Genomic DNA, 25,772 nt, shown 5'->3' on the forward strand with positions numbered 1-25,772 from the left:
TTTTTAGTAGAGATTTACTCGTATCGGAATATAAAAATTAAATATTTTTATATTTCAAACAAATGATTTAGGGATGTTGTGTTCTCATTACGCATTTGATATATTTACTTTGAGCATAATTAAAATCAAGAAAAAGAGGCGGACGTATGGATAAAAAAGAAAATACGGTCGTATTGTTTCCACAACTATCAGAGCGCTATATTGATGAAGGTTTTTTAGCGCTGAAAGAGCGGAAATTCGAAGATGCATTGCGTTGCTTTGAAATATTACGTCAGTATAATGCGGAAACGGAACAAACGGAATTAGCTTCAGTTATTTGTTTACTCGAATTAAAACGTATGGAAGAAGCGAAAGATAAATGTGAACAGTTGCTTAAAACAGGAGTTGTCTTATTTGGTGATATTCTTGAAACGTACGTAACAATTTTAGTTCAAACAAATGATTATGAAGGTGTTATTGAAACTGTTGAAAAGGTTTTACAAACGAAAGATATAATGCCTGATCAAAAGGAAAAATTAGCGCAGCTTGCTTTATTTGCAGAAGGTATGCTAAATGAGGGAGACGCATCGCTAGTGGATTCAAACTTTGAATTGGATGAGTTTACTAATGAAATTTTTGGAGAAAACTTTGGACAGAAGCTAAGAGCGATTCAGCGACTTTCGTTAAAAGATTTAGATCTTGCATTACCTGTTTTAAAGAAATTTTTAATAGACGAAGAGCAGCACCCCTATTTGAAAACTTCTATTTTGTATAAAATGATAGAAAGTCAGGTAGAAGAAGAAATAGAGGTAGAAAAGTTTGGAAATACGATTAAGGTGATTCCAGCATTTACAGGTCATAATGAGGAGCAATCCAATAACATTATACATAAATTATCAAGCCGATTAGAGCAAAATTATCCCGATATATTTGAAGCGATGGTTACATATTGGAAAGAGTTGCAAATTAGCGTTTTCCCATTCGCTCTATTAATGGATAAAGAAGAGATTTGGTCAGCTGTTTTAGAGAGAATTGGAAGAAAGCGTTTCGGATTGGCTATTGATGAAGAAGAGCTTATGGCAGCATATAATATCGAATTGGAAGAGTTTCATATTGCCTATCAATGGTTATTACGTGTTGAAAGAGAAGGATATTTGCCCGTATAATTATGAAAAAGAATCGTTCAGTTCTTGAAACGAGCATATTCTATGTTATAATGTAAGGGTTGCAAAAGGCAGAAATCTGCCTGTTTGTAAGAGAAGAGAAGTGCAATTCTCTTACTTAATATGTTTCATATTATTCTCGAACAAAATATACCGTAGTTGTCTTCTGGGCAATTAGTAGATTGGAACATTATATCTGAAAGCTTTTGCTAGAGGGTTATTTGTGTATTTGTTATTTCAAAAAAGAGATAATGAAGATTTTAATCTATAGAGGTATGTGCATACATTATTATAGTTGGAGGGAAAGAATAAATGTCTACAAAATGGGAAAAATTAGAAGGTAACGTTGGCGTTTTAACAATCGAAGTTGATGCTAAAGAAGTAAACAACTCTATCGACGCTGCGTTCAAAAAAGTAGTAAAAACAATTAACGTACCAGGTTTCCGTAAAGGAAAAATGCCTCGTCCATTATTCGAACAACGCTTTGGTATTGAATCTTTATACCAAGATGCTTTAGATATCATTTTACCAAAAGTATACGGTGAAGCGATTGAAGAAGCTGGTATCTTCCCAGTTGATCATCCTGAAATCGACATCGAGAAGTTCGAAAAAAATGCTAACCTTATCTTCACTGCAAAAGTTACAGTGAAACCTGAAGTTAAATTAGGTGAGTACAAAGGTTTAGCAGTAGAAAAAGTTGAAACAACTGTAACTGACGAAGATGTAGAGAACGAATTAAAATCTTTACAAGAGCGTCAAGCTGAACTAGTTGTTAAAGAAGAAGGAACTGTTGAAAACGGTGATACAGCTGTAATCGACTTCGAAGGTTTCGTTGATGGCGAAGCATTTGAAGGCGGAAAAGGCGAAAACTACTCTCTAGCAATCGGTTCTGGTACATTCATCCCAGGTTTCGAAGAGCAAGTAATCGGTCTTAAATCTGGTGAGTCTAAAGACGTTGAAGTATCATTCCCAGAAGAGTACCATGCTGCTGAATTAGCTGGCAAACCAGCAACATTCAAAGTAACAATTCACGAAATCAAAACAAAAGAACTTCCTGAGTTAAACGACGAGTTCGCTAAAGAAGCAGACGAAGCGGTTGCAACTCTTGATGAATTAAAAGCAAAACTTCGCACAAACTTAGAAGAAGGCAAAAAGCACGAAGCTGAGCACAAAGTACGTGACGAAGTAGTAGAATTAGCTGCTGCTAACGCTGAAATCGAAATTCCAGAAGCTATGATCAACACTGAGTTAGATCGTATGGTTCGTGAATTCGAGCAACGTTTAAGCCAACAAGGTATGAACCTTGAGCTTTACTACCAATTCACAGGTACTGACGCTGACAAATTAAAAGAGCAAATGAAAGAAGATGCACAAAAACGTGTAAGAATCAATCTTGTTCTTGAAGCTATCATTGAAGCTGAAAACATCGAGGTTACTGAAGAAGAAGTAACTGCAGAAGTTGAAAAAATGGCTGAAATGTACGGTATGCCAGTAGACGCTATCAAGCAAGCTCTTGGAAGTGTAGACGCTTTAGCTGAAGATCTTAAAGTGCGTAAAGCTGTAGACTTCTTAGTAGAAAACGCTGCATAATAAAATAACAAGGCACGATTTTAATCGTGCCTTGTTTTATAAATATAGAAATATATTTATAAAACTTTTCGATGGAGAAGGAAATGTTCCTTTACAAGTCGAATATACATATTTCAAAAGTTTTAAAATTTTTTTATTTGTACATAACTAGTCATATTATTTGTATTTCTCGCCACGTAGTGACATAATATGTATTTACATACGATACATTTATCGTGTACATACGAAGGCAAGAGGTTAGCACTTTGTAAGGGGTGTGAAAATATGTTTAAATTTAATGATGAAAAAGGGCAATTAAAATGTTCTTTCTGTGGTAAAACACAAACGCAAGTTCGAAAGTTAGTGGCAGGTCCAGGTGTTTACATTTGTGACGAGTGTATCGAACTTTGTACTGAAATTGTACAAGAGGAGCTTGCGAAGGACGAAGAAGTAGAATTCAAAGATGTACCGAAACCGGTAGAAATTCGTGAAATCTTAGATGAGTATGTCATCGGGCAAGATAGCGCGAAAAAAGCACTAGCGGTAGCGGTATATAATCATTACAAACGCATTAATTCTAACAGCAAAATTGATGATGTAGAATTAGCGAAGAGTAATATCGCACTTATCGGGCCAACAGGTAGTGGTAAAACATTACTGGCACAAACGTTAGCGCGTATTTTAAATGTTCCATTTGCAATCGCGGACGCAACATCTTTAACAGAAGCTGGATATGTTGGGGAAGATGTAGAAAATATCTTACTAAAATTAATTCAAGCAGCTGATTATGATGTAGAGAAAGCGGAAAAAGGAATCATTTATATTGATGAGATTGATAAAGTGGCACGTAAGTCCGAAAATCCATCAATTACACGTGATGTATCTGGTGAAGGTGTGCAGCAGGCACTTCTGAAAATTTTAGAAGGTACTGTAGCAAGCGTTCCACCTCAAGGTGGTCGTAAGCATCCGCACCAAGAGTTCATTCAAATTGATACAACGAACATCTTATTCATTTGTGGTGGAGCGTTTGATGGCATTGAGCCGATTATTAAACGTCGCCTTGGTGAGAAAGTAATTGGATTTGGTTCTGAGAAGAAAAATGCTGATGTAAATGAGAAGCATGTTTTATCTCACGTATTACCAGAGGATCTTTTAAGATTTGGTTTAATTCCAGAGTTTATCGGTCGTCTTCCAGTTATTGCGAACCTAGAGCCACTTGATGAAGATGCTCTTGTTGATATTTTAACGAAACCGAAAAATGCACTTGTTAAGCAATTCCAAAAACTATTGGAGCTTGACGATGTTGAGTTAGAGTTTGAAGAAGGTGCACTAATCGAAATTGCGAAAAAAGCAATTGAACGTAAAACGGGTGCTCGTGGACTTCGTTCTATTATTGAAGGCTTAATGCTTGATGTAATGTTCGAACTTCCATCTCGTAAAGATATCGAGAAGTGTATTCTTACAAAAGAAACAGTAGCTGATAATGAACCGCCAAAATTGGTGTTACAAGACGGTACTGTACTTGATACAAAAACATCTGCATAATGCGAAAGGGAAACAGCAATTTTTATAATTGCTGTTTTTCTTTATGTTTAGCTACGTTCCTCCGCGGAAATACTAAGAGATAAAATATTGCGGGAGGAAATAAATAATGAGCTGGACAAATATATTTTTAGTTGTTCAACTTGTTTTTGGTGTAATTGTCGGATTATATTTCTGGCATTTACTTCGAAATCAACGAACACAAAAAGTTTCAATTGATCGAGAATCGAAAAAAGAATTAGAACAGCTTCGTAAAATGCGTGAGATTTCTTTAACAGAGCCGCTAGCAGAAAAGGTGCGTCCTACAACCTTTTTAGATATTGTAGGGCAAGAGGACGGGATTAAGTCGTTAAAAGCGGCTCTTTGTGGTCCGAATCCGCAACATGTAATCATATATGGCCCGCCAGGTGTTGGGAAAACAGCGGCAGCACGTCTTGTATTAGAAGAAGCGAAACGAAATCCTAAATCTCCATTTCGTACGAATGCAACATTTATTGAACTTGATGCGACGACAGCTCGGTTTGATGAACGTGGTATCGCAGACCCTTTAATTGGTTCGGTGCATGATCCGATTTATCAAGGTGCTGGGGCGATGGGACAAGCAGGTATTCCGCAACCGAAAAAAGGTGCTGTAACAGATGCGCATGGTGGTATTTTGTTTATTGATGAGATTGGCGAACTCCATCCGATTCAAATGAACAAAATGTTAAAGGTGTTAGAAGATCGAAAAGTATTTTTAGAAAGTGCGTACTATAGTGAAGAAAATACGATGATTCCAACATATATACATGATATTTTCCAAAAAGGCTTACCGGCAGATTTTCGCTTAGTTGGAGCAACGACACGTTCGCCAGAGGAAATTCCTCCTGCTATTCGGTCACGTTGCTTAGAAGTATTTTTCCGTGAATTAGATACGGAAGAAATTCAAAAAGTAGCGAAAAATGCCGCGGAAAAAGTAGAAATGCAAATAGGCGAAAATGGTATTGAAATGATTGGGATGTATGCAAGAAATGGACGAGAAGCGATTAATCTCGTGCAAATCTCTGCTGGTATGGCGATAAATGAAGAACGTTCTTTCATTAAAGATGAAGATATAGAGTGGGTTGTTCACTCAAGTCAGCTTACACCGAAATACGAAAAGCACATTTATCCGATTCCAAGGATTGGTCTTGTAAATGGTCTTGCTGTATACGGACCAAATACAGGTGCGTTATTAGAAATTGAAGTAACAGCAATTCCGGCGAAAGATAAAGGGTCGGTAAATGTTACCGGAATTGTAGAAGAAGAAAGTATTGGTAGTCAAACGAAATCGATTCGCCGTAAAAGTATGGCAAAAGGCTCTGTTGATAATGTATTAACAGTACTTCGTTCTTTAGATGTGTTGCCAGAAGGATACGATATACATATTAATTTTCCAGGTGGTATCCCAATTGATGGACCTTCTGCAGGAATCGCTATGGCAACAGGTGTATATTCTGCGGTGCATCGCACATATGTAAATAATGAAGTAGCGATGACAGGTGAAATAAGTATACACGGAGAAGTAAAGCCTATTGGTGGCGTGTACGCAAAAATAAAAGCTGCGAAAAAAGCGGGAGCTAAGAAAGTCATTATTCCTGCTGAAAATATGCAACCATTTTTGTATACTATAAAGGGAATCGAAATTATTCCTGTCCGTAAGTTAAAAGAAGTATTTGAGTTAACATTTATGCAAGAAAATGCGCATAGAGAGCTAGATGTACATACTAACGTAGACGAAACAGATGCACAATCTATGTAAAAATAAACAATAATAAAATTTGCCAGACTTCGTTTAAGTTTGTATGCTTAATCGGAGTCTTTTTTCTTTTCGTGAGGTAGAAAAATAAGCTATTTATAATTGCGAGGAATCTCAGCAATTGCATCTAGGTGTATTGTAATATAAAATAGTTGAACAGGAGTTTAATTTATTATGGAGGTGCTATGTCTAGTATGAATACGAACGAAAGAATCGTGCCCCTCCTACCATTAAGAGGCGTTCTCGTATATCCAACGATGGTTTTGCATCTTGATGTAGGACGTGATAAATCGATACAAGCACTAGAGCAGGCGGCAATGGATGAAAATATCATCTTTTTAGCAATGCAAAAAGAAATGAATATCGATGATCCGAAAGAAGATGACATATATAGTGTAGGTACAGTGGCGAAAGTCAAGCAAATGTTAAAATTGCCGAACGGTACGCTTCGTGTCCTTGTGGAAGGTTTACATAGAGCAGAAGTAATAGAGTTTATCGAAGAAGAAAATATAGTACAAGTGTCTATTAAAACGGTAACTGAAGAAGTAGAAGATGATTTAGAAGAGAAAGCTCTTATGCGTACGTTACTGGAGCATTTCGAACAATATATTAAAGTTTCGAAAAAAGTTTCAAATGAAACATTTGCAACGGTAGCTGATGTAGAAGAACCAGGGAGATTAGCTGATCTAATTGCTTCTCACTTGCCGATTAAAACGAAGCAGAAACAAGAGATTCTAGAGATTGTATCTGTAAAAGAACGATTACATACACTTATTTCAATTATTCAAGATGAACAAGAGTTACTTAGCCTAGAAAAGAAGATCGGACAAAAAGTGAAACGTTCAATGGAGCGCACGCAAAAAGAATATTTCTTACGTGAGCAAATGAAGGCGATTCAAACTGAACTTGGCGACAAAGAAGGTAAGGGCGGAGAAGTAGAAGAACTTCGTGAAAAAATTGAACAGTCAGGAATGCCTGAAGAAACAATGAAGGCTGCGCTGAAAGAATTAGATCGTTATGAAAAGTTACCAGCAAGTTCTGCGGAGAGTGGTGTTATTCGCAATTATATTGATTGGTTATTAGCGCTTCCGTGGACAGAGGCAACAGAAGATATAATTGATCTTGCTCATTCAGAAGAGATTTTAAATAACGATCATTACGGTCTTGAAAAAGTGAAAGAGCGTGTACTTGAATATTTAGCTGTACAGAAGTTAACGAATTCATTAAAAGGACCTATCCTTTGTTTAGTAGGCCCTCCTGGGGTCGGCAAAACTTCGTTAGCGCGTTCAATTGCAACATCATTGAATCGTAAATTTGTCCGTGCATCTCTTGGTGGTGTGCGTGATGAATCTGAAATTCGTGGTCACCGCCGTACATATGTTGGAGCAATGCCAGGACGCATTATTCAAGGTATGAAAAAGGCGAAAACAGTTAATCCAGTCTTCTTATTAGATGAGATTGATAAAATGTCTAACGATTTCCGTGGAGATCCATCAGCGGCATTACTTGAAGTATTAGATCCAGAACAAAACCATAACTTCAGTGATCATTACATTGAAGAACCATATGATCTATCGAAAGTTATGTTTGTAGCAACCGCTAATACACTTTCAAGTATTCCAGGTCCATTACTTGACCGTATGGAAATCATTTCGATTGCTGGCTATACAGAACTTGAAAAAGTACACATTGCTCGTGAGCATTTATTGCCGAAACAATTAAAAGAGCATGGCTTACGAAAAGGTAATTTACAAGTGCGTGATGAGGCGCTTCTTGAAATTATTCGTTATTATACACGTGAGGCTGGTGTTCGTACGCTAGAACGCCAAATTGCAAAAGTTTGCCGTAAAGTAGCGAAAATTATCGTTACAGCAGAACGTAAACGTATCGTTGTGACAGAGAAAAAGATTGTTGATTTACTTGGTAAACACATATTCCGTTATGGGCAAGCTGAAAAAACAGACCAAGTTGGTATGGCAACAGGTCTAGCTTACACAGCAGCAGGCGGCGATACACTTGCAATTGAAGTTTCTGTAGCGCCAGGAAAAGGGAAACTAATTTTAACGGGGAAACTTGGGGATGTTATGAAAGAATCAGCACAAGCTGCGTTTAGTTATATACGCTCTCGTGCAGAAGAGCTTCAGATTGACCCGAATTTCCATGAGAAAAATGATATTCATATTCATGTTCCAGAAGGAGCAGTTCCAAAAGATGGACCGTCAGCAGGTATTACGATGGCAACGGCACTTATTTCTGCACTAACAGGTATTCCTGTAAGTAAAGAAGTAGGTATGACAGGTGAAATTACACTTCGTGGTCGTGTATTACCAATTGGTGGCTTAAAAGAAAAAACATTAAGTGCTCACCGCGCAGGCTTAACAAAAATTATTTTGCCAGCAGAAAACGAGAAAGATTTAGATGATATTCCAGAGAGCGTAAAAGAAAACCTTACGTTTGTGCTTGCATCTCATTTAGATGAAGTATTGGAGCACGCATTAGTAGGAGTGAAACAATGAAAGTAACAAAAGCAGATATTGTAATTAGTGCTGTTAAACCAGAACAATATCCAGACAGTGATTTACCAGAAATTGCATTAGCAGGTCGTTCAAATGTCGGGAAGTCTTCCTTTATTAATAAAATTTTAAATCGTAAAAAGTTAGTGCGTATTTCTTCTAAACCAGGAAAAACGCAAACACTGAACTTTTTCTTAATCAATGAGATGATGCATTTTGTTGATGTTCCAGGTTATGGATATGCGAAAGTGTCTAAATCGGAGCGCGCGGCATGGGGGAAAATGATTGAAACGTACTTTACAACGCGTAAGCAATTAGACGCAGCTGTATTAGTAGTTGATTTACGTCACCAACCAACAAGTGATGACGTGATGATGTATGATTTCTTAAAGCATTATGAAATCCCAACAATTATTATTGCGACGAAAGCCGATAAAATCCCGAAAGGGAAATGGCAAAAGCATTTAAAAGTTGTAAAAGAAACGCTTGCTGTTGAAATTGGCGATGAAATCGTTCTATTCTCTTCTGAAACAGGACTTGGAAAAGAAGAAGCGTGGAAGGCAATTCATAAAATGACAAAAACAAAAAACGCGTGACGAATGTCGCGCGTTTTTTTCTTTATATAAGCTGTTAACGTACGTTTAATGTAACTTCAATATTACCTCGTGTTGCTTTAGAGTAAGGACATACACCGTGAGCCGCTTCTACAAGTTCTTTTGCTTCGCTATGTGAAACGCCAGCGACATGTACATCAAGCACGGCAGATAGGCCAAAACCACCATCTGTATCTTTTCCGATAGAAACGTGAGCGGTTACTTCTGTACTTTCTACTTTCATACGTTTTGTACGAATGACAAGTTGTAATGCACTATCAAAACAAGCTGCATAACCAGCTGCAAATAGTTGTTCTGGATTTGTTGCTTCTCCGCCTGCACCACCTAGTGCTTTCGGCATTTTTACATCAAGATTTAATATGCCATCATCTGAAACTACTTTCCCATTTCTTCCACCTGTTGCTGTTACTGAAGCAGTATATAATTTATCCATATTTATTCCCCTTTTCCATCATTAATTGTTTTCATTGTTTCAATTAGTTTATTTAGCTCAATTAATAAAGAGCGATATTCTTGCTCTGTAATTCCTAAATTTGTAGCCATCGTTGTCGGTAATGAACAAGCCTTTTCCTTTAAATCTTTGCCTTGTTCTGTTAATTCAATACAAACTTTTCGCTCGTCTTCTTTGGAACGAACACGTTTTACAAGTTTTAATGATTCCATTCGTTTTAACATAGGTGTTAACGTACCGGAATCTAAAAATAGACGTTCTCCAATTTCTTTTACTGTTAGTCCATCTTGCTCCCATAGTACGAGTAAAGTAATGTACTGGGGATACGTAATACCCATCTCTTCTAAATAAGGTCGATAAAAACGAGTAACCTCTCTAGAACAGGCATAAATAGAAAAACAAAGTTGGTTATCTAGATGCAAAGAGTCCTCTGTCATACATAACTCCCTTCTAATTAAGTTGTGCACAATTTAATTTTGTAAAATCAATATAACGAAAAAGAAATAAAATGTCAAATACATTGTATTGAGAAAGTGTTTGCTACATTTTGGAACAATCATACATATTTTCCTTCATGATGAAAGAAGATAGGAAAGATGATGTTATAATTTATATGGAATAGTTTCCATCACTTGATTATGAGGACTTTTTTTGGTAACGTACAAATAGAGTTATTAATTTATAATCATTATAAAGTAGAAGATTTTTTTATTAGTTTACTGAATCTCCTTTATTACATACGGAGAATAATTAAAAAATAATCGGTTGTTCACACGATTGTCAGATTCATAAGAGGAAAGTTGTATTATGATAGTAGATAAAGTGATAAAACGGGTGAAGGGGGACATGCTGCGTGCATATTCTTGTTGTTAGTGTAAATTATCGAACAGCCCCTGTAGAATTTCGTGAGAAACTCACATTTCAGGCAGCAGAGCTAGAGCGAGCGATGACTACATTACAAAATCAAAAGAGCGTGTTAGAGAATGTCATTGTATCAACTTGTAATCGCACTGAGATTTATGCTGTTGTCGATCAATTACACACGGGACGGTATTATATTAAGAAGTTTTTAGCTGATTGGTTTCAGCTTGAAATAGAAGAAGTCGCGCCATATTTAACTATTTTTGAACAAGATGGTGCAATAGATCATTTATTCCGCGTAACGTGCGGTTTAGATTCGATGGTAGTCGGAGAAACGCAGATTTTAGGTCAAATAAAAGATAGCTTTTTAGAAGCGCAACAAGTTAAAGCAACAGGCACAATTTTTAATGAATTGTTTAAGCAAGTCATTACATTAGCAAAACGTGCCCACTCAGAAACAACAATCGGGGAAAGTGCAATGTCTGTTAGTTATGCTGCTGTTGAGCTTGGAAAGAAAATATTTGGCGAGTTAACAGATTGTCATGTGCTTATTCTTGGTGCTGGTAAAATGGGCGAACTTGCACTGCAAAACTTATATGGAAGTGGTGCTCGTAAAGTAACAGTTATGAATAGGACACTTTCGAAAGCAGAAGTAATGGCTGAGAAATATATGGGACATGCAAAATCGTTAAGCGAATTGCAATGTGCATTATTAGAAGCAGATATTTTAATTAGTTCAACTGGTGCATCTGAGTATGTCATTACGAAAGAGATGATGACAAAGGTGGAGAAAATGCGCTCTGGTCGCCCTTTATTTATGGTTGATATTGCAGTACCACGTGATATTGATCCAGCGATTGATGAGTTAGAAGGTTCTTTTTTATATGACATTGATGATCTGCAAGGAGTAGTGGAAGCAAATCGTGCTGAGCGTTTGAAAGAAGCGGAGAAAATTCAATTTATGATTGAAGAGGAAATTGTTCTATTTAAAACGTGGTTAAGTACACTTGGTGTTGTTCCATTAATATCAGCTCTTCGTGATAAGGCACTTGCAATCCAAAGTGAAACGATGGTAAGCCTAGAGCGAAAAATACCAAACCTTAGTGATCGTGAGAAAAAAGTCATTAGTAAGCATACGAAAAGTATTATTAATCAATTATTAAAAGACCCAATTTTAGTAGCGAAAGAAATAGCTGCTGAAGAGGGAGCGAGCGAAAAATTAGCGTTATTTGCGAAGATTTTCGATTTAGAAACGGAAGAAGTAGAGAGTCGTGCGGAAGAAGTAGAACATAAAAGAGTGTGGACACCATCCGTTCCATCTTTATAATTTGGAAGGATGATCGGATGAGTTTTTTAAATAACAGTATTATTTATCATATTGCAATTATTTTATATGCTTGTAGCATTAGTTTATATTTTATAGATTATTTCCAAAGTAACCGAAAGGCGAACCGATTTGCTTTTTGGTTACTTTCGATTGTATGGGTATTGCAGTCTATTTTTATGTTGCTTAGGGCGACAGATTCAGAAACGAACCCCATTTTAACTTTATTATCAGGGATTTATTTTTATGTTTGGTTATTGATTACGATGTCGTTAGTCATAAATCGATTTATGCGCGTTGACTTTTTAGTCTTCTTTACAAATGTTGTTGCATTTGGCGTAAGCGCTTTTTCTATTTTTACACCGCTCGGAAAGATGTCGCCAGTACTTGCAGAGCAATTAGTTTCAGAACTTGTATACGTGCATGTTGGAATGGCGATTATTTCTTATGCAACGTTTACGGTATCATTTATTTTTTCTATTATGTATTTACTGCAATATCGCCTATTAAAAAAGAAAAAGTGGAATGCGAGATTAAGAAGGTTAGGGAATTTACCGAAGCTTGAATCTACGTCTTACGGATTAAATTTATTTTCTGTTCCATTTTTCTTACTAGCAATTTTATTAGGATGTATATGGGGATATACAAAATTAGATAATTTTCATTGGTATGATACGAAAGTAATTGGTTCGTTTGTCGTTCTATTTGTATACTGTGCGGGCTTGTATTTAAGAGCGGCAGATGTATTGCAAGGGAAGAAAATTGTACTGTGGAATGTAGGGGCCTTTCTCGTAATGCTAGTTAACATTTTTTTATTAAGTAGTTTATCTAATTTCCACTTTTGGTATTTATAATGAGGAGAGAGAATTATGCGCAAAATTATTGTAGGGTCACGAAAGAGTAAGCTAGCATTAACACAAACAAACTGGTTTATTGATCAGTTAAAAGCACTTGGTTTACCATATGAATTTGAAGTGAAAGAAATTGTCACCAAAGGTGATGTGATTTTAGATGTTACTCTTTCAAAAGTAGGCGGAAAAGGTTTGTTCGTTAAAGAAATTGAGCATGCGTTACTTACGAAAGAAATCGATATGGCTGTACATAGTATGAAAGATATGCCAGCCGTACTTCCAGAAGGGTTAATGATTGGCTGTACACCAAAGCGTGTTGACCCTCGTGATGCTTTTATCTCAAAAAATGGAGCATCGTTTAAAGAGTTAGCGGAAGGTGCTATTTTAGGTACGAGTAGTTTAAGACGTAGTGCACAGCTACTCGCTGCGAGACCAGATTTACAAGTGAAGTGGATTCGCGGAAATATCGATACACGTTTACGTAAATTAAAAGAAGAGGATTACGATGCGATTATTTTAGCGACAGCTGGATTACAAAGAATGGGCTGGGATGATGAAGTTATTACAGAACATTTAGATGAAACGTTATGTGTACCTGCTGTAGGACAAGGTGCATTAGCGATTGAATGTCGTGAGGATGATAAGGATTTATTGCAGTTGTTAGCGCATATGAATGATGCGATAACAGAAAGAACAGTGGCAGCGGAGCGAGTATTTCTTCATAAACTTGAAGGTGGATGTCAAGTTCCAATCGCTGGATATGCAACCCTTAAAGAAAACGATACAATCGAATTAACAGCTCTTGTTGGCTCTATGGATGGCTCTGTTTTATTAAAAGAGACAGTAGTAGGTACTAATCCTGAGGAAGTAGGATTAGAAGCCGCGGGCCGTTTAATTAAACAAGGCGCCAAAGAACTCATTCTTGCTGCAAATAAGGAGCAACAATAAATATGAACGCTCTCGCTGGAAAAACGGTATTGATTACACGTGCCCAGCATCAAGCGAAACAAATGAGTGTAGCAGTGAAAGAAAAGAGCGGAATTCCATTGGAAATTCCGCTTTTGCATATGGAAGGTATGTCTCATAGGCAAATTCAACATATTGAAGGGCAGCTACATTCGTATGACTGGGTTATTTTTACGAGCAGAAATGGTGTAGCTTTTTTTCTAGATAGTTTGAACAAGAAACTACCGCTAACCATTAAAATCGCTGCGGTAGGTGTGAAAACAAAATTAGAGTTAGAAAAAAGGGGCTATCAAGTTCATTTTGTTCCAACTTCATTTGTTGCAGAAGCATTTGCAGAAGAGTTTCTAAAAGAATTAAGTGGAAACGAACGTATTTTATTTCCGAAAGGGAATATAGCAAGAGAGGTAATTCCGGTTGCACTTCGGGAAATTGGTGTTTCTCTAGATGAGCTAATCGTATACGGTACGAAAGTGAATATAGAAAAAAAGCAAGAGCTTATAGCGGCATTGAAGTTAGGGAAAGTAGACATTATTACATTTACGAGCCCTTCAACTGTTACTAGTTTTGTTCGTTTACTTGAGGGTGCAAACTGGAGAGAATGGACAAAAAAATGTACAATTGCTTGTATAGGACCTATTACGGAAAAAGAGGCAAGTCGTTATTTTCCGTCTGTTATTGTGCCGAAAGAGTACACTGTAGAAGCATTACTACAATGTGTTTGTGAATCTATAAAATGAAAGAATGGGGATAGAAATCTATGAACTCTTTACAATTTAATCGTCATCGTCGTTTAAGACAAAGCGGTAGTATGCGTGCACTTGTGCGTGAAACGTTTTTACATACGGAAGATTTTATTTACCCTATTTTTGTATTAGAAGGTGAAAATGTTCGTAATGAAGTTCCTTCTATGCCAGGCGTATATCAAATGTCTTTAGATTTATTGCAAGCTGAAATGCAAGAAGTTGTTGATTTAGGTATTCGTTCTGTTATTGTATTTGGTTTACCTGCTGAAAAAGATGAAGTTGGATCATCAGCATATTGTGATCATGGAATTGTACAACGTGCTATTCAACAAATTAAAGGCGATTTCCCTGAGCTAGTAGTAGTTGCAGATACATGTTTATGTCAATTTACAAGTCATGGTCATTGCGGTGTAATTGAAGATGGTATTATTTTAAATGACGAGTCTCTTGCAGTTCTTGCGAAAACAGCTGTAAGTCAAGCGAAGGCAGGAGCGGACATTATTGCGCCATCAAACATGATGGACGGCTTCGTAACAGCAATTCGCCATGCATTAGATGAAAATGGTTTTGGACACGTGCCAGTTATGTCGTACGCTGTGAAATATTCATCAGCGTTTTATGGGCCATTCCGTGATGCTGCGCACGGTGCGCCGCAATTTGGTGACCGTAAAACATATCAAATGGACCCAGCGAACCGTATGGAAGCATTCCGTGAAGCAGAATCAGATGTAATGGAAGGGGCTGATTTCTTAATTGTAAAGCCAGCTCTTTCTTACTTAGATATCATTCGTGATGTGAAAAATAACTTTAATTTACCAATCGTTGCTTACAACGTAAGTGGTGAATATTCAATGATTAAAGCGGCAGCGCAAAATGGTTGGATTAATGAAAAAGAAGTTGTGCTTGAAAAATTAATTAGCATGAAACGTGCAGGAGCAGACTTAATTATTACGTATCATGCGAAAGATGCAGCAAAATGGTTGCAAGAAGGAGGCGTTAAATAATGAAAAAGTTTGATAAGTCAATTGCAGCGTTTGAAGAGGCGCAAGATTTAATGCCTGGTGGCGTAAATAGCCCAGTTCGTGCCTTTAAGTCTGTTGGGATGAATCCGTTGTTTATGGAGCGTGGTAAAGGCTCTAAAGTATATGATATTGATGGAAATGAATACATCGACTACGTATTATCATGGGGGCCTTTAATTCATGGGCATGCAAATGATCGTGTTGTTGAAGCGTTAAAATCTGTTGCTGAAAGAGGTACAAGCTTCGGTGCACCGACAGAAATCGAAAATAAATTAGCGAAACTTGTTATTGAGCGTGTACCATCGATTGAAATTGTCCGCATGGTTAACTCTGGAACAGAAGCGACAATGAGTGCACTACGTTTAGCTCGTGGTTATACAGGCCGTAATAAAATCTTGAAATTCATCGGTTGTTACCACGGTCATGGTGATTCGTTATTAATTAAAGCTGGTTCTGGTGTGGCGACTCTAGGTTTACCAGATAGCCCTGGCGTACCAGAAGGTGTAGCGAAAAATACGATTACAGTAGCTTATAATGATTTAGAAAGTGTGAAATACGCTTTTGAACAATTCGGTGATGATATTGCTTGTGTAATTGTAGAACCAGTGGCAGGGAATATGGGTGTTGTTCCTCCGCAACCAGGATTTTTAGAGGGACTTCGTGAAGTAACAGAACAAAACGGTGCACTGCTTATTTTTGATGAAGTAATGACAGGATTCCGTGTTGCTTATAACTGTGGACAAGGTTACTACGGTGTAACACCTGATTTAACTTGTTTAGGTAAAGTAATCGGTGGTGGCTTACCAGTAGGAGCGTACGGTGGTAAAGCAGAAATTATGCGCCAAATTGCGCCAAGCGGACCGATTTATCAAGCTGGTACTTTATCAGGTAACCCACTTGCAATGGCAGCAGGTTATGAAACGTTAGTACAGTTAACGCCAGAATCGTATGTAGAATTTGAGCGTAAAGCTGAAATGTTAGAAGCTGGATTACGTAAAGCAGCTGAAAAACATGGCATTCCACATCATATTAATCGTGCAGGTTCTATGATTGGTATTTTCTTTACAGATGAGCCCGTTATTAATTACGATGCAGCAAAATCTTCAAACTTAGAGTTCTTTGCGGCTTACTATCGTGAAATGGTAGAACAAGGTGTATTCTTGCCACCATCTCAATTCGAAGGTTTATTCTTATCGACAGCACATAGTGACGCAGATATTGAGGCGACAATTGCAGCGGCTGAAATTGCAATGTCAAAATTAAAATAATGTATTAGAGAAAAATCGCTCTCCATAAGGGGAGCGATTTTTTTTATTCATAAAGTAAGCTTTCCCTACATAAATCTGTAATGACATATAGTTTGGGAGGGGGAAAAGAAGTGGCTGCAGATCATTCGTTACGATTTTCATTAAAAGAATCTGTTTGGTTCCAAAAGGGACAGGAAGTCGATGAACTTTTGTCAATTTCGTTAGATCCAGACGTTGAGATAGAAGAGCTTGATCATGAAGTAATCGTGAGAGGGCAATTAGATTTAACGGGAGAGTATGTTGCAAGGCAAGATGATTCGGCGTATTCACTAAGAGAACTATCGCCAGCAAAGTCAATTGATTATGTAGAAACAAGGGAAGATGGGGTTAATGAACTTGTTCATTCCTTTCCGCTTGAAATATCAATTCCGAGAAATCGCGTGAAAGTAATTGAAGAACTATATGTATCAATTGAGGAATTTGATTATGAATTAAAGGAAAATGGTTGCTTACAATTATTAGCGGATATATCTATTACTGGTTTATGTGATGAAGAGAGAAGCGAGGATGAAGAAGAAACGGTGTATGCTGATTTAGAAGAAGATTCAGCGCAAGAGGATGAGAATAGACCGGCGCCCCATGTAGAAGAACCAACATACAAGGAATCAGATGAGTGGGAAGATTACGCATTTGAACCGTTCCAATTAGAGGAAAGAAAAGAGCAGGAATTAGAAGAAGAGAAAATAGAAGAACATGAATTTGTGGAACGTGAAGAGGAGCAAGAAACAACGCCGCAATTTGAATTGTTCGGACGAAAAGATTTCAAGAAAGAAAAAGCGAAAAAGCAGGAAGAACAAGAAGAAGAGTACTCACAGCGAGATGAAAATGCGCTTTATTTAACAAAACTATTTACGAAAGAACCGGAAGAGGAATTTACAAAGTTAAGAATGTATTTCGTACAAGAAGGGGATACAATTGAATCTATTGCAGACCGTTATGAAACATCGGTACAAAATTTGTACCGTGTCAATCAAACAGAAGATATATTTTTAAATACGGGGCAAATTATTTATATTCCCGTTTCAAGAGTAAAGGCGAAATAAAGAAGTTATGTTTTGAATAGAAAGGGTTATTCGTATGGATATTGAATTGCGAAATCACTATGAACCTATCGTGAGGCAATATAGATTGGATACGCAGCATATGGAAGAGCACGGAAATGTAATGAAAATTTATACGAATCAAGGTCCATATGCACTTAAGAAAATAGAAGGCAGAAAGTTAGAGCGGAATAACTTTCTGCATCATATTCAATATTTGAAGGAGAAAGGTTTTTCAAATTATGTACCTATATACCATGCGACGGATGGAAATTATATTTTAAGTGACGGGACGTATAATTATTATTTAATGCCTTGGTTAGAACGTGCAGAAGGAAATGGTGAGGACAATGATCAATACCATAAAATGTTTCAGACACTCGGAACGTTGCATCAAAAAACTGTGAAGGAAGAAACGTATACGGAAGAAGATTTAGAAAAACATTATACAACTATATCCAATCGCTGGGAAAATGATGGTGAGATGTTAGAAGAGTTTCTCGTAGAATCTGAATCAAAATGGTATATGTCCCCGCTTGAATTGCAATATTGTACGTACTATCATCATGTAATGAGAGCGCGTGAATTTGCAACGAAGCAATTAAATGAGTGGAACGATGCGATGAAAGAAAAAGATAAAACGCGTATTACTTTTGTACATGGTAACGTGTCACTTAATCATTTTTTATTTGACTATGAGCGGAATGGCTATTTTATTAGTTTGGAAAAATCGAAGTTTGCAACGCCTGTGCAAGATATAGTAGGTTTTTATTCACGGTCTTTAAACACATATCCGATCGCAAGAAGTGATCGGTTTGAATGGTTTCAAATGTATCAAAAAAATTTTCCGTTTACGAAAGAAGAGCAACTTCTCATGTTTGCTTATATGACGTACCCATCACAATTTATTCGACAAATCGGTTCGTATAGAAAAAGAAAAGATAATCGCAACGAGGAAAATGAATTGCTGGAAGTAAAGAGTTTGCAACAATCGCATTGGCTCGTTAGCAATATAGAATATTTCCTATCACAATTACAAGCTGCCCAGCAAGGGAACGGGTAAAGTAAAACTTTAATCAGCGGGTGGCTCCAACCTAACTTCTTTGCTTCAGCTGAATTTTGAGGTGGGGTCTTATTGCCCGCAAATAGCGAGATAAAGAAGATAAGTAGAGAATGCTACTTATCTTTTTTGTGCGCCTGAAAATTCATAGACTTAAATTTATCTTGACGAATAAGGTTTCGTTTTTTACACTATTGTATATAATAATTAACAATCATATAAATGCCTTGAAGGGGAAGAGTATAACAAGAAACGTCTTCAGAGAGGAGAATCATTAGCTGGGAGATTCTCTAGATAGTTATGTTAGAAGGTAGCCCTGGAGCATCTTTTCTGAACGGAATAGTTCTCATTAGGAAAAGACGGATTTGTCCGTTATCAAATTAAGAGTATAAGCAAATTATGAATTTGTTTGTAAATAAAGGTGGTACCGCGATGTCCCTCGTCCTTTTTTGGATGAGGGACATTTTTTATTTTAAGGAGGGAAAATAATGTCAAACACGGAAAAGAATTTACCAACTAAATATGATCATATGTCCGTTGAAGAAGGCCTTTATCAGTGGTGGCTAGAAGGCAAATATTTTGAAGCAACAGGAGACGAGAAGAAACAACCTTATACAATTGTAATTCCACCTCCGAACGTAACTGGTAAGTTACACTTAGGTCATGCTTGGGATACAACTCTTCAAGATATTTTAACTCGTACGAAGCGTATGCAAGGATATGATGTATTATGGCTTCCAGGAATGGACCATGCTGGTATTGCAACACAAGCGAAAGTAGAAGGAAAACTTCGTGAAGAAGGTATTTCACGTTACGATCTTGGCCGTGAGAAATTCCTTCAAAAAGCTTGGGAATGGAAAGAAGAATACGCTTCTCACATTCGTCAACAATGGGGGAAAGTTGGTTTAGGACTAGACTATTCTCGCGAACGTTTCACATTAGACGAAGGTTTATCTGATGCGGTTAATAAAGTATTCGTTCAATTATACGAAAAAGGCTTAATTTACCGTGGTGAATATATTATCAACTGGGATCCAGCAACACGCACAGCTCTTTCTGATATTGAAGTAATTCATAAAGAAGTTCAAGGTGCATTCTACCATATGAACTATCCGTTAACAGACGGTTCAGGTCACATTCGTCTTGCTACAACTCGTCCAGAAACGATGCTTGGTGATACAGCAGTAGCAGTTCATCCAGAAGACGATCGTTACAAACATTTAATCGGAAAAACAGTTACACTTCCAATTGTAGGCCGTGAGATTCCGATTATTGCTGATGAGTACGTAGAAAAAGACTTCGGAACAGGTGTTGTAAAAATTACACCAGCTCATGACCCGAATGATTTTGAAGTAGGTAACCGTCATGACTTACCACGCATCTTAGTAATGAATGAAGATGGATCGATGAACGAAAAAGCTGGTAAGTATAACGGTATGGATCGTTTCGAATGCCGTAAAGCATTAGTGAAAGACTTACAAGAGGCTGGCGTATTAGTAGAAATCGAGCCTCATATGCATTCAGTAGGTCATAGTGAGCGTAGCGGTGCAGTAGTTGAGCCTTACTTATCAACACAATGGTTCGTAAAAATGGCTCCACTTGCAGAAAAAGCAGTAGCACTTCAACAAAAAGAAGAAGAAAAAGTAACGTTCGTACCAGAGCGTTTTGAAAACACATACTTACGCTGGATGGAAAACATTCATGACTGGTGTATTTCTCGTCAATTATGGTGGGGACACCGTATTCCAGCTTGGTATCATAAAGAAACTGGTGAGGTATACGTAGGTACAGAAGCACCAGCAGATATTGAAAACTGGAATCAAGATAATGACGTACTGGATACATGGTTCAGTTCAGCGCTATGGCCGTTCTCAACACTTGGTTGGCCGGATGAAGATTCAGCAGACTTTAAGCGCTACTATTCAACAGATGCATTAGTAACTGGTTATGACATCATCTTCTTCTGGGTATCTCGTATGATTTTCCAAGGTTTAGAGTTTACAGGCGAGCGTCCATTTAAAGATGTATTAATTCACGGTTTAGTTCGTGATGAGCAAGGTCGTAAGATGAGTAAATCTCTTGGTAACGGTATTGACCCAATGGATGTTATCGAGAAGTACGGTGCAGATGCAATGCGCTATTTCTTATCAACAGGAAGTGCACCAGGTCAAGATTTACGCTTCAGCATGGAGAAAGTAGAATCTACTTGGAACTTCATTAATAAAATTTGGAATGCATCACGCTTCGTATTAATGAACATGGATGATATGAAGTATGAAGAAATCGATTTAACTGGTGAAAAATCAGTTGCAGATAAGTGGATCTTAACTCGCTTAAACGAAACAATCGAAAGTGTAACACGTAACATGGATAAATATGAGTTCGGTGAAGCTGGACGTTCATTATACAACTTCATTTGGGACGATTTCTGTGACTGGTACATTGAAATGGCGAAGCTTCCACTATACGGTGAAGATGAAGCAGCTAAGAAAACAACTCGTTCTATTTTAGCTTACGTATTAGACCAAACAATGCGTCTATTACATCCATTCATGCCATTCGTAACAGAAAAAATTTGGCAACATTTACCACATGAAGGCGAATCTATTACAGTAGCTGCGTGGCCAACAGTTCGCGAGGATTTACAAGATACGGAAGCTGCGGCAGAAATGCACCTTCTAGTTGATATCATTCGCTCTGTTCGTAACATCCGTGCAGAAGTAAATACGCCAATGAGCAAAAAAGTTCAAATGCAAATTAAAGCAAAAGATGAGGCTGTACTTGCTCAACTTACGAAAAACAGCTCTTACATTGAGCGTTTCTGTAATCCAAGCGAATTAACAATTCAAACGGATTTACAAGCGCCAGAAAAAGCAATGACTGCAATCGTATCAGGTGCAGAGTTATTCTTACCATTAGCTGATCTTATCAATCTTGATGAAGAGAGAGCTCGTCTTGAGAAAGAACTTGAGAAGTTCGATAAAGAAGTAGAACGTGTACAGAAGAAACTTTCTAACCAAGGTTTCGTAGCGAAAGCTCCTGCGGCAGTTATTGAAGGAGAGCGTGCGAAAGAGCAAGATTACCTAGAAAAACGCGAAGCAGTTCGTCAACGTCTAGTAGATCTTGAAAAGTAAAAATGTTTTTAGAGACTCACTATATTGGTGAGTCTCTTTTCTTTGCGTATAATAGAACTATGAAAGTTGTCTTTTGAAAGGGGAAAAGCATACGTGATACATACATACGAAGAAGCGATAGGGTGGATTAATAGCCGATTGAAATTTGGAATTAAGCCAGGATTAGAAAGAATGAGATGGATGCTAGAAGAACTCGGAAATCCAGAGCGTCATATAAAATGTGTTCATCTTGCTGGTACAAATGGAAAAGGTTCAACGTTAACATATATGCGCTACATGTTAGAAGGCGCGAAATATAAGGTAGGAACGTTCACCTCTCCTTATATCGAAACATTTAATGAACGCATTAGTGTGAATGGGACACCAATTGCAGATGAAGAGATTACTGAACTTGTAAAGATGGTAAAACAAGTCGTGGAAAAACTAGATGAGACGGATTTAGGGGAAGCGACGGAGTTTGAAATTATTACTGTTATGGCAATTTGTTATTTCGGTAAAGTCAATTTCTGTGATGTTGTTTTATTTGAAACAGGGCTTGGTGGACGTTTTGATTCTACTAATGTTATACACCCTGTTCTCACGATTATTACGAATATCGGTCACGATCATATGCATATTTTAGGGAATACACTAGGAGAAATTGCATATGAAAAGGCGGGGATTATTAAATCTGGTGTGCCGGTAATTACTGGTGTGCAGGACGAAGAAGCTTTGGAAGTCATTCAAAATGTTGCAAAGGAAAACCATGCAAACCTATACGAACTTGACAAGCATTTTACAGCGTTACATAAGCAGTCTAAAGAAGATGGGGAACAGTTTGATTTTACTTGTCCTTTTGCCGCATTTGAAGATTTGCAAATCTCAATGAAAGGCATTCATCAAGTAGGAAATGCAGCGCTAGCACTTATGGCAGTCATGTATGTAAAAACATATCTATCATTTTTAATTGAGGAAGAGGAAATAAGAACGGGATTACGGGAAGCGTATTGGATTGGGCGCTTTGAAAAGCTGCAAAGTAACCCGGATATTATTATAGATGGTGCCCATAATCCAGAAGGTATTGAAAGCCTTGTGAAAACAGTAGAAGCGCATTACAAAGATAAAAATGTAATAGTTTTATTTACTGCCCTTGGTGATAAACAATTGCATAACATGGTAGGCCAATTAGAAACCATTGCAGATGAAATTATTTTTACAACATTCGCCTTTGATCGTGCTATCTCTGCTGATAAACTTGCATCATATTCACAAAAAGAATCAAAATTAGTTTTTGAAAATTGGAAAGAGGCAATTGATACAAAAGTTGAAATGATAGGAGAAAATGATGTTTTCATCATAACAGGTTCTCTTTATTTCATTTCTGAAGTTCGAAAATATATTCGCGAGAAAAACTAGATAGTCTTTGCTATCTAGTTTTTTGTTCTACAAATGAAGTCAAAAGCATACATATAAGATAAATATATAGGGTTATTTGGCGAATTTCTCTGACAAATATCTCGTTTTTTTGTGAAAGGAATATGATATGATGCGGACAACGATAAGAGGTGAGGTGTGAGTGTATGGACAAGCAATCACGAACGATCTCAGTGAAAGTGAATGGAACAGAAGCGAAGTATGAGGAAAAGAAGAAAGATGAATTTGAATGGATGGTAGTAGAAGGTGAACGACCGAGAAATGTTGTTCCGTTTCAAAAAGCGAAATCGATGTCTGTGGAAAAATACCGAAAGAAGTGGAGTAATACATTAATTGCAATCGTTGCAACCGCAATTATTATCGGTACGGCGTTTGGAATGGGGATGCTTCATTTACTCACCGGACAAGGAACGACAGGAGGAAGTGAAGTAACAGCTTCCAAGCCGACTGGGAATGGAGAATCAAAGGTGGGTGGAACGGCAGGACAAACATCAGAACCAAAAGAAGAAAAACAAAAAGCACAGGCAGGAGCGTCATTGGATCCGATGAAATTATTTTTTGTTCAAGGGGGGCTTTATTCTTCTGAAGAAAAGGGACGAGCAGCTCTTGAAGAATGGAAAGGCAATGGGGGCATTGGAGCTTTGAGACCGAGCGGGGATAAGTATGCAATAGTTGTTGGTATTGCTAGCGATGAACAGGCTATAAATCAATTAATGACTCAGTATAAAAATGATGGTGTCTCCGTTTTAAAAAAGAACTGGGATATAACAGATAAAGCGTTGCTGAAAGATGATAAAGAAGTAGGAACATTTTTAACAAAAGTGCAGCCATTATACACTCATTTAGCAAAATATGCTTCTAGTGTACAAGTTGGTGGAAAAAGCAGCGCAAAAGATATAGAAGCGATTGAAAAAGAATGGAAAGCGATTGAAAAAGAGGGGAAAAGTATGAAGCAAGAAGAAGCAAAGAAACTGTATATGTATACGTCGGTAGCTGTACAAACAGTAAAAGATGGGAAAATGGATAAGGAATCTTTGGTGAAATTAAATCAAGTTATTATTGATGGCCTACTTTCGTATGAAAAAATTGTTTCGTAGAAAGTGAAATGATAGGATAATAAAATGAGTAAGAAAGAAGTACATGTACTTCTTTCTTTTCTTTTGAATTTAGAGCAAAGTGCTTTCTCTATGACAGGAATATAATCGTATGCAATAAAGAATTGTTATTTTAGTTAGAGAAATTAATATTTCTTTCATTTGTGGACAAACTATTCCTTTGATACGATTGATATAAATTGTTCTGCTTCATGTGAGAAAGGAAGGAGAAAATATGAAAAAAATAATTTTAGCTTCAGGATCACCTCGGAGGAAGGAATTGCTTGAGTTAGCTAGCATACCATTTGAAATCGTTGTAAGTGAAGTAGAGGAAACAATTGGTGCATATTCATCGCCTTCTGATATTGTAATGTCGCTTGCCTTGCAAAAAGCATCAGCGGTGGCAGAAAATAATAGTGATCACATTGTGTTAGGTGCAGATACAATTGTTACATATGAGTCGCGTATTCTTGGTAAGCCTTCTAATGAGGATCAGGCGAAAGAGATGTTACAATTACTATCAGGGAAAACACATGAAGTGTATACAGGTGTTGCGATTATATCAAAAGAAAAAACGGTTACTTTTTATGAGCGTACAGAAGTTACGTTTTGGGAGCTAACAGAAGAGGAAATTGATACATACGTCACGTCGAAAGAACCTCTTGATAAAGCCGGTAGTTATGGGATTCAAGGTAAAGGATCTATTTTCGTTCAAAATATTCAAGGGGACTACTATAGTGTAGTTGGCTTACCAATTGCACGTCTCGTTAGGGAATTAAAACAATTTGATATTGATGTAACCCATGCGTAAAATTGCATGGGGTTTTCTTTGAGAGAACAAATAAAGGAGTGGAGAGATGAACGGTATTCGTGATGTTGTAAGAGAAGAACAGCCACGGGAGCGTTTATTGTTAGAAGGTGCCGGAAGTTTATCAAATCGAGAGCTTCTCGCAGTATTACTCAGAACAGGTTCTAAAGAAGAAACAGTGTTAAAGTTATCAGATAAAATTTTACACCAATTTGATGGCTTACGTATGTTGAAAGATGCAACATTAGAAGAGCTAATTAGTATACATGGTATTGGGATTTCAAAGGCATCGCAACTTATGGCAGCCTTTGAACTAGGCAGAAGAATGGTGCGTTTAGAATATCAAAATAGATATAGTATTCGAAGTCCAGAAGATTGTGCGAAATACATGATGGAAGAAATGCGTTTTTTACAACAAGAGCATTTTGTTTGTGTAAATGTAACATAAACACTAATAAAATTCTATATCTAATACTTCTGTAACTCCGTCTTTTTTATCAATTTTGATATTCTCTATGAACATATTCATAAATTGTTTTTT

At 37.2% G+C, this 25,772-nt stretch carries 20 protein-coding genes, 1 pseudogene and 1 other annotated feature; of the genes and pseudogenes, 19 read left to right on the forward strand and 2 right to left on the reverse strand.

Annotated features, from left to right (window positions below; all coding sequences use genetic code 11):
- Positions 1-146 precede the first annotated feature (146 nt).
- From MR167_RS10475 to ysxC, 6 genes are all read left to right on the forward strand, one after another.
- Positions 147-1,145 carry a hypothetical protein gene (locus MR167_RS10475; protein ID WP_000358275.1) on the forward strand — a complete coding sequence of 333 codons (999 nt, stop codon included), beginning with the start codon at positions 147-149 and terminating at the stop codon, positions 1,143-1,145.
- Positions 1,146-1,454: 309 nt separating this feature from the next.
- Positions 1,455-2,732, forward strand: coding sequence for a trigger factor (gene tig / locus MR167_RS10480; RefSeq protein ID WP_242314540.1), 1,278 nt, complete (start codon positions 1,455-1,457; stop codon positions 2,730-2,732).
- Positions 2,733-2,996: 264 nt separating this feature from the next.
- A complete protein-coding gene (gene clpX, locus MR167_RS10485) occupies positions 2,997-4,256 on the forward strand; it encodes an ATP-dependent protease ATP-binding subunit ClpX (RefSeq protein WP_000472289.1) in 1,260 nt (419 codons plus the stop codon).
- A 106-nt stretch (positions 4,257-4,362) separates the two neighbouring features.
- Positions 4,363-6,033 carry an ATP-dependent protease LonB gene (gene lonB / locus MR167_RS10490; RefSeq protein WP_000119171.1) on the forward strand — a complete coding sequence of 557 codons (1,671 nt, stop codon included), beginning with the start codon at positions 4,363-4,365 and terminating at the stop codon, positions 6,031-6,033.
- Positions 6,034-6,215: 182 nt separating this feature from the next.
- Complete coding sequence (gene lon, locus MR167_RS10495) at positions 6,216-8,546, forward strand: endopeptidase La (protein WP_000097281.1); 2,331 nt, start codon at positions 6,216-6,218, stop codon at positions 8,544-8,546.
- Entirely contained in the window at positions 8,543-9,139 is a 597-nt protein-coding gene (ysxC, locus tag MR167_RS10500) for a ribosome biogenesis GTP-binding protein YsxC (RefSeq protein WP_000869118.1), read from the forward strand. Before lon ends, ysxC begins: the two co-directional genes overlap by 4 nt.
- A 34-nt stretch (positions 9,140-9,173) precedes the next feature.
- Here ysxC and MR167_RS10505 read toward each other — a convergent pair whose 3' ends face one another.
- Both MR167_RS10505 and MR167_RS10510 read right to left on the reverse strand, forming a co-directional pair.
- Positions 9,174-9,590 carry an organic hydroperoxide resistance protein gene (locus tag MR167_RS10505; protein ID WP_000359773.1) on the reverse strand — a complete coding sequence of 139 codons (417 nt, stop codon included), beginning with the start codon at positions 9,588-9,590 and terminating at the stop codon, positions 9,174-9,176.
- A 2-nt stretch (positions 9,591-9,592) separates the two neighbouring features.
- Complete coding sequence (locus MR167_RS10510) at positions 9,593-10,045, reverse strand: MarR family winged helix-turn-helix transcriptional regulator (RefSeq protein ID WP_000133913.1); 453 nt, start codon at positions 10,043-10,045, stop codon at positions 9,593-9,595.
- A 416-nt stretch (positions 10,046-10,461) separates the two neighbouring features.
- Here MR167_RS10510 and hemA point away from each other — a divergent pair, with 416 nt between their 5' ends.
- The 13 genes and pseudogenes from hemA to MR167_RS10575 form a co-directional block, all read left to right on the forward strand.
- Entirely contained in the window at positions 10,462-11,796 is a 1,335-nt protein-coding gene (gene hemA / locus MR167_RS10515) for a glutamyl-tRNA reductase (protein ID WP_000547868.1), read from the forward strand.
- A 17-nt stretch (positions 11,797-11,813) separates the two neighbouring features.
- On the forward strand, positions 11,814-12,647 hold the full coding sequence (locus MR167_RS10520) for a cytochrome c biogenesis protein (RefSeq protein WP_000009002.1): 834 nt from the start codon (positions 11,814-11,816) through the stop codon (positions 12,645-12,647).
- A gap of 15 nt (positions 12,648-12,662) precedes the next feature.
- Positions 12,663-13,592, forward strand: a complete 930-nt coding sequence (gene hemC / locus MR167_RS10525; protein WP_001226403.1) for a hydroxymethylbilane synthase — start codon at positions 12,663-12,665, stop codon at positions 13,590-13,592.
- Positions 13,593-13,594: 2 nt separating this feature from the next.
- Positions 13,595-14,347: a uroporphyrinogen-III synthase gene (hemD, locus tag MR167_RS10530; RefSeq protein ID WP_000992324.1), complete on the forward strand. Its 753-nt coding sequence runs from the start codon at positions 13,595-13,597 to the stop codon at positions 14,345-14,347.
- Between the two features lie 20 nt (positions 14,348-14,367).
- Entirely contained in the window at positions 14,368-15,357 is a 990-nt protein-coding gene (gene hemB, locus MR167_RS10535) for a porphobilinogen synthase (RefSeq protein ID WP_001087080.1), read from the forward strand.
- Complete coding sequence (hemL, locus tag MR167_RS10540) at positions 15,357-16,643, forward strand: glutamate-1-semialdehyde 2,1-aminomutase (protein WP_000712938.1); 1,287 nt, start codon at positions 15,357-15,359, stop codon at positions 16,641-16,643. The genes hemB and hemL overlap by 1 nt, the downstream gene beginning before the upstream one ends.
- Before the next feature lie 110 nt (positions 16,644-16,753).
- Positions 16,754-17,725, forward strand: a complete 972-nt coding sequence (gene spoVID, locus MR167_RS10545; protein WP_000718528.1) for a stage VI sporulation protein D — start codon at positions 16,754-16,756, stop codon at positions 17,723-17,725.
- A 34-nt stretch (positions 17,726-17,759) separates the two neighbouring features.
- Positions 17,760-18,785, forward strand: a complete 1,026-nt coding sequence (ysxE, locus tag MR167_RS10550) for a spore coat protein YsxE (RefSeq protein WP_000350652.1) — start codon at positions 17,760-17,762, stop codon at positions 18,783-18,785.
- A 215-nt stretch (positions 18,786-19,000) separates the two neighbouring features.
- Positions 19,001-19,232: a binding site (T-box leader), on the forward strand.
- Positions 19,233-19,270: 38 nt separating this feature from the next.
- Positions 19,271-21,916, forward strand: a complete 2,646-nt coding sequence (locus tag MR167_RS10555; protein ID WP_017763623.1) for a valine--tRNA ligase — start codon at positions 19,271-19,273, stop codon at positions 21,914-21,916.
- Positions 21,917-22,009: 93 nt separating this feature from the next.
- Positions 22,010-23,311, forward strand: a complete 1,302-nt coding sequence (locus MR167_RS10560) for a bifunctional folylpolyglutamate synthase/dihydrofolate synthase (RefSeq protein ID WP_242314542.1) — start codon at positions 22,010-22,012, stop codon at positions 23,309-23,311.
- A 164-nt stretch (positions 23,312-23,475) separates the two neighbouring features.
- On the forward strand, positions 23,476-24,426 hold the full coding sequence (locus MR167_RS10565; protein WP_000360993.1) for a hypothetical protein: 951 nt from the start codon (positions 23,476-23,478) through the stop codon (positions 24,424-24,426).
- 232 nt (positions 24,427-24,658) lie between these two features.
- Positions 24,659-25,234, forward strand: a complete 576-nt coding sequence (locus MR167_RS10570) for a Maf family protein (RefSeq protein WP_086397885.1) — start codon at positions 24,659-24,661, stop codon at positions 25,232-25,234.
- Positions 25,235-25,280: 46 nt separating this feature from the next.
- A pseudogene (locus MR167_RS10575) lies at positions 25,281-25,667 on the forward strand (UPF0758 domain-containing protein); the annotation flags it as partial.
- Positions 25,668-25,772: the final 105 nt, after the last annotated feature.

The sequence above is a fragment of the Bacillus cereus group sp. BfR-BA-01355 genome, from assembly GCF_022663675.1.
GTDB lineage: Bacteria > Bacillota > Bacilli > Bacillales > Bacillaceae_G > Bacillus_A > Bacillus_A thuringiensis_S.

Bases quoted from the DNA above. Each gene is read 5' to 3' on its own strand.
- MR167_RS10555 (WP_017763623.1), top strand. From the start codon at position 19,271: ATGTCAAACACGGAAAAGAATTTACCAACTAAATATGATCATATGTCC.
- tig (WP_242314540.1), top strand. From the start codon at position 1,455: ATGTCTACAAAATGGGAAAAATTAGAAGGTAACGTTGGCGTTTTAACA.
- hemB (WP_001087080.1), top strand. From the start codon at position 14,368: ATGAACTCTTTACAATTTAATCGTCATCGTCGTTTAAGACAAAGCGGT.
- ysxE (WP_000350652.1), top strand. From the start codon at position 17,760: ATGGATATTGAATTGCGAAATCACTATGAACCTATCGTGAGGCAATAT.
- ysxC (WP_000869118.1), top strand. From the start codon at position 8,543: ATGAAAGTAACAAAAGCAGATATTGTAATTAGTGCTGTTAAACCAGAA.
- MR167_RS10520 (WP_000009002.1), top strand. From the start codon at position 11,814: ATGAGTTTTTTAAATAACAGTATTATTTATCATATTGCAATTATTTTA.
- hemD (WP_000992324.1), top strand. From the start codon at position 13,595: ATGAACGCTCTCGCTGGAAAAACGGTATTGATTACACGTGCCCAGCAT.
- MR167_RS10510 (WP_000133913.1), bottom strand. From the start codon at position 10,045: ATGACAGAGGACTCTTTGCATCTAGATAACCAACTTTGTTTTTCTATT.
- MR167_RS10475 (WP_000358275.1), top strand. From the start codon at position 147: ATGGATAAAAAAGAAAATACGGTCGTATTGTTTCCACAACTATCAGAG.
- lon (WP_000097281.1), top strand. From the start codon at position 6,216: ATGTCTAGTATGAATACGAACGAAAGAATCGTGCCCCTCCTACCATTA.
- MR167_RS10505 (WP_000359773.1), bottom strand. From the start codon at position 9,590: ATGGATAAATTATATACTGCTTCAGTAACAGCAACAGGTGGAAGAAAT.
- MR167_RS10570 (WP_086397885.1), top strand. From the start codon at position 24,659: ATGAAAAAAATAATTTTAGCTTCAGGATCACCTCGGAGGAAGGAATTG.
- hemL (WP_000712938.1), top strand. From the start codon at position 15,357: ATGAAAAAGTTTGATAAGTCAATTGCAGCGTTTGAAGAGGCGCAAGAT.
- clpX (WP_000472289.1), top strand. From the start codon at position 2,997: ATGTTTAAATTTAATGATGAAAAAGGGCAATTAAAATGTTCTTTCTGT.
- hemC (WP_001226403.1), top strand. From the start codon at position 12,663: ATGCGCAAAATTATTGTAGGGTCACGAAAGAGTAAGCTAGCATTAACA.
- MR167_RS10565 (WP_000360993.1), top strand. From the start codon at position 23,476: ATGGACAAGCAATCACGAACGATCTCAGTGAAAGTGAATGGAACAGAA.
- lonB (WP_000119171.1), top strand. From the start codon at position 4,363: ATGAGCTGGACAAATATATTTTTAGTTGTTCAACTTGTTTTTGGTGTA.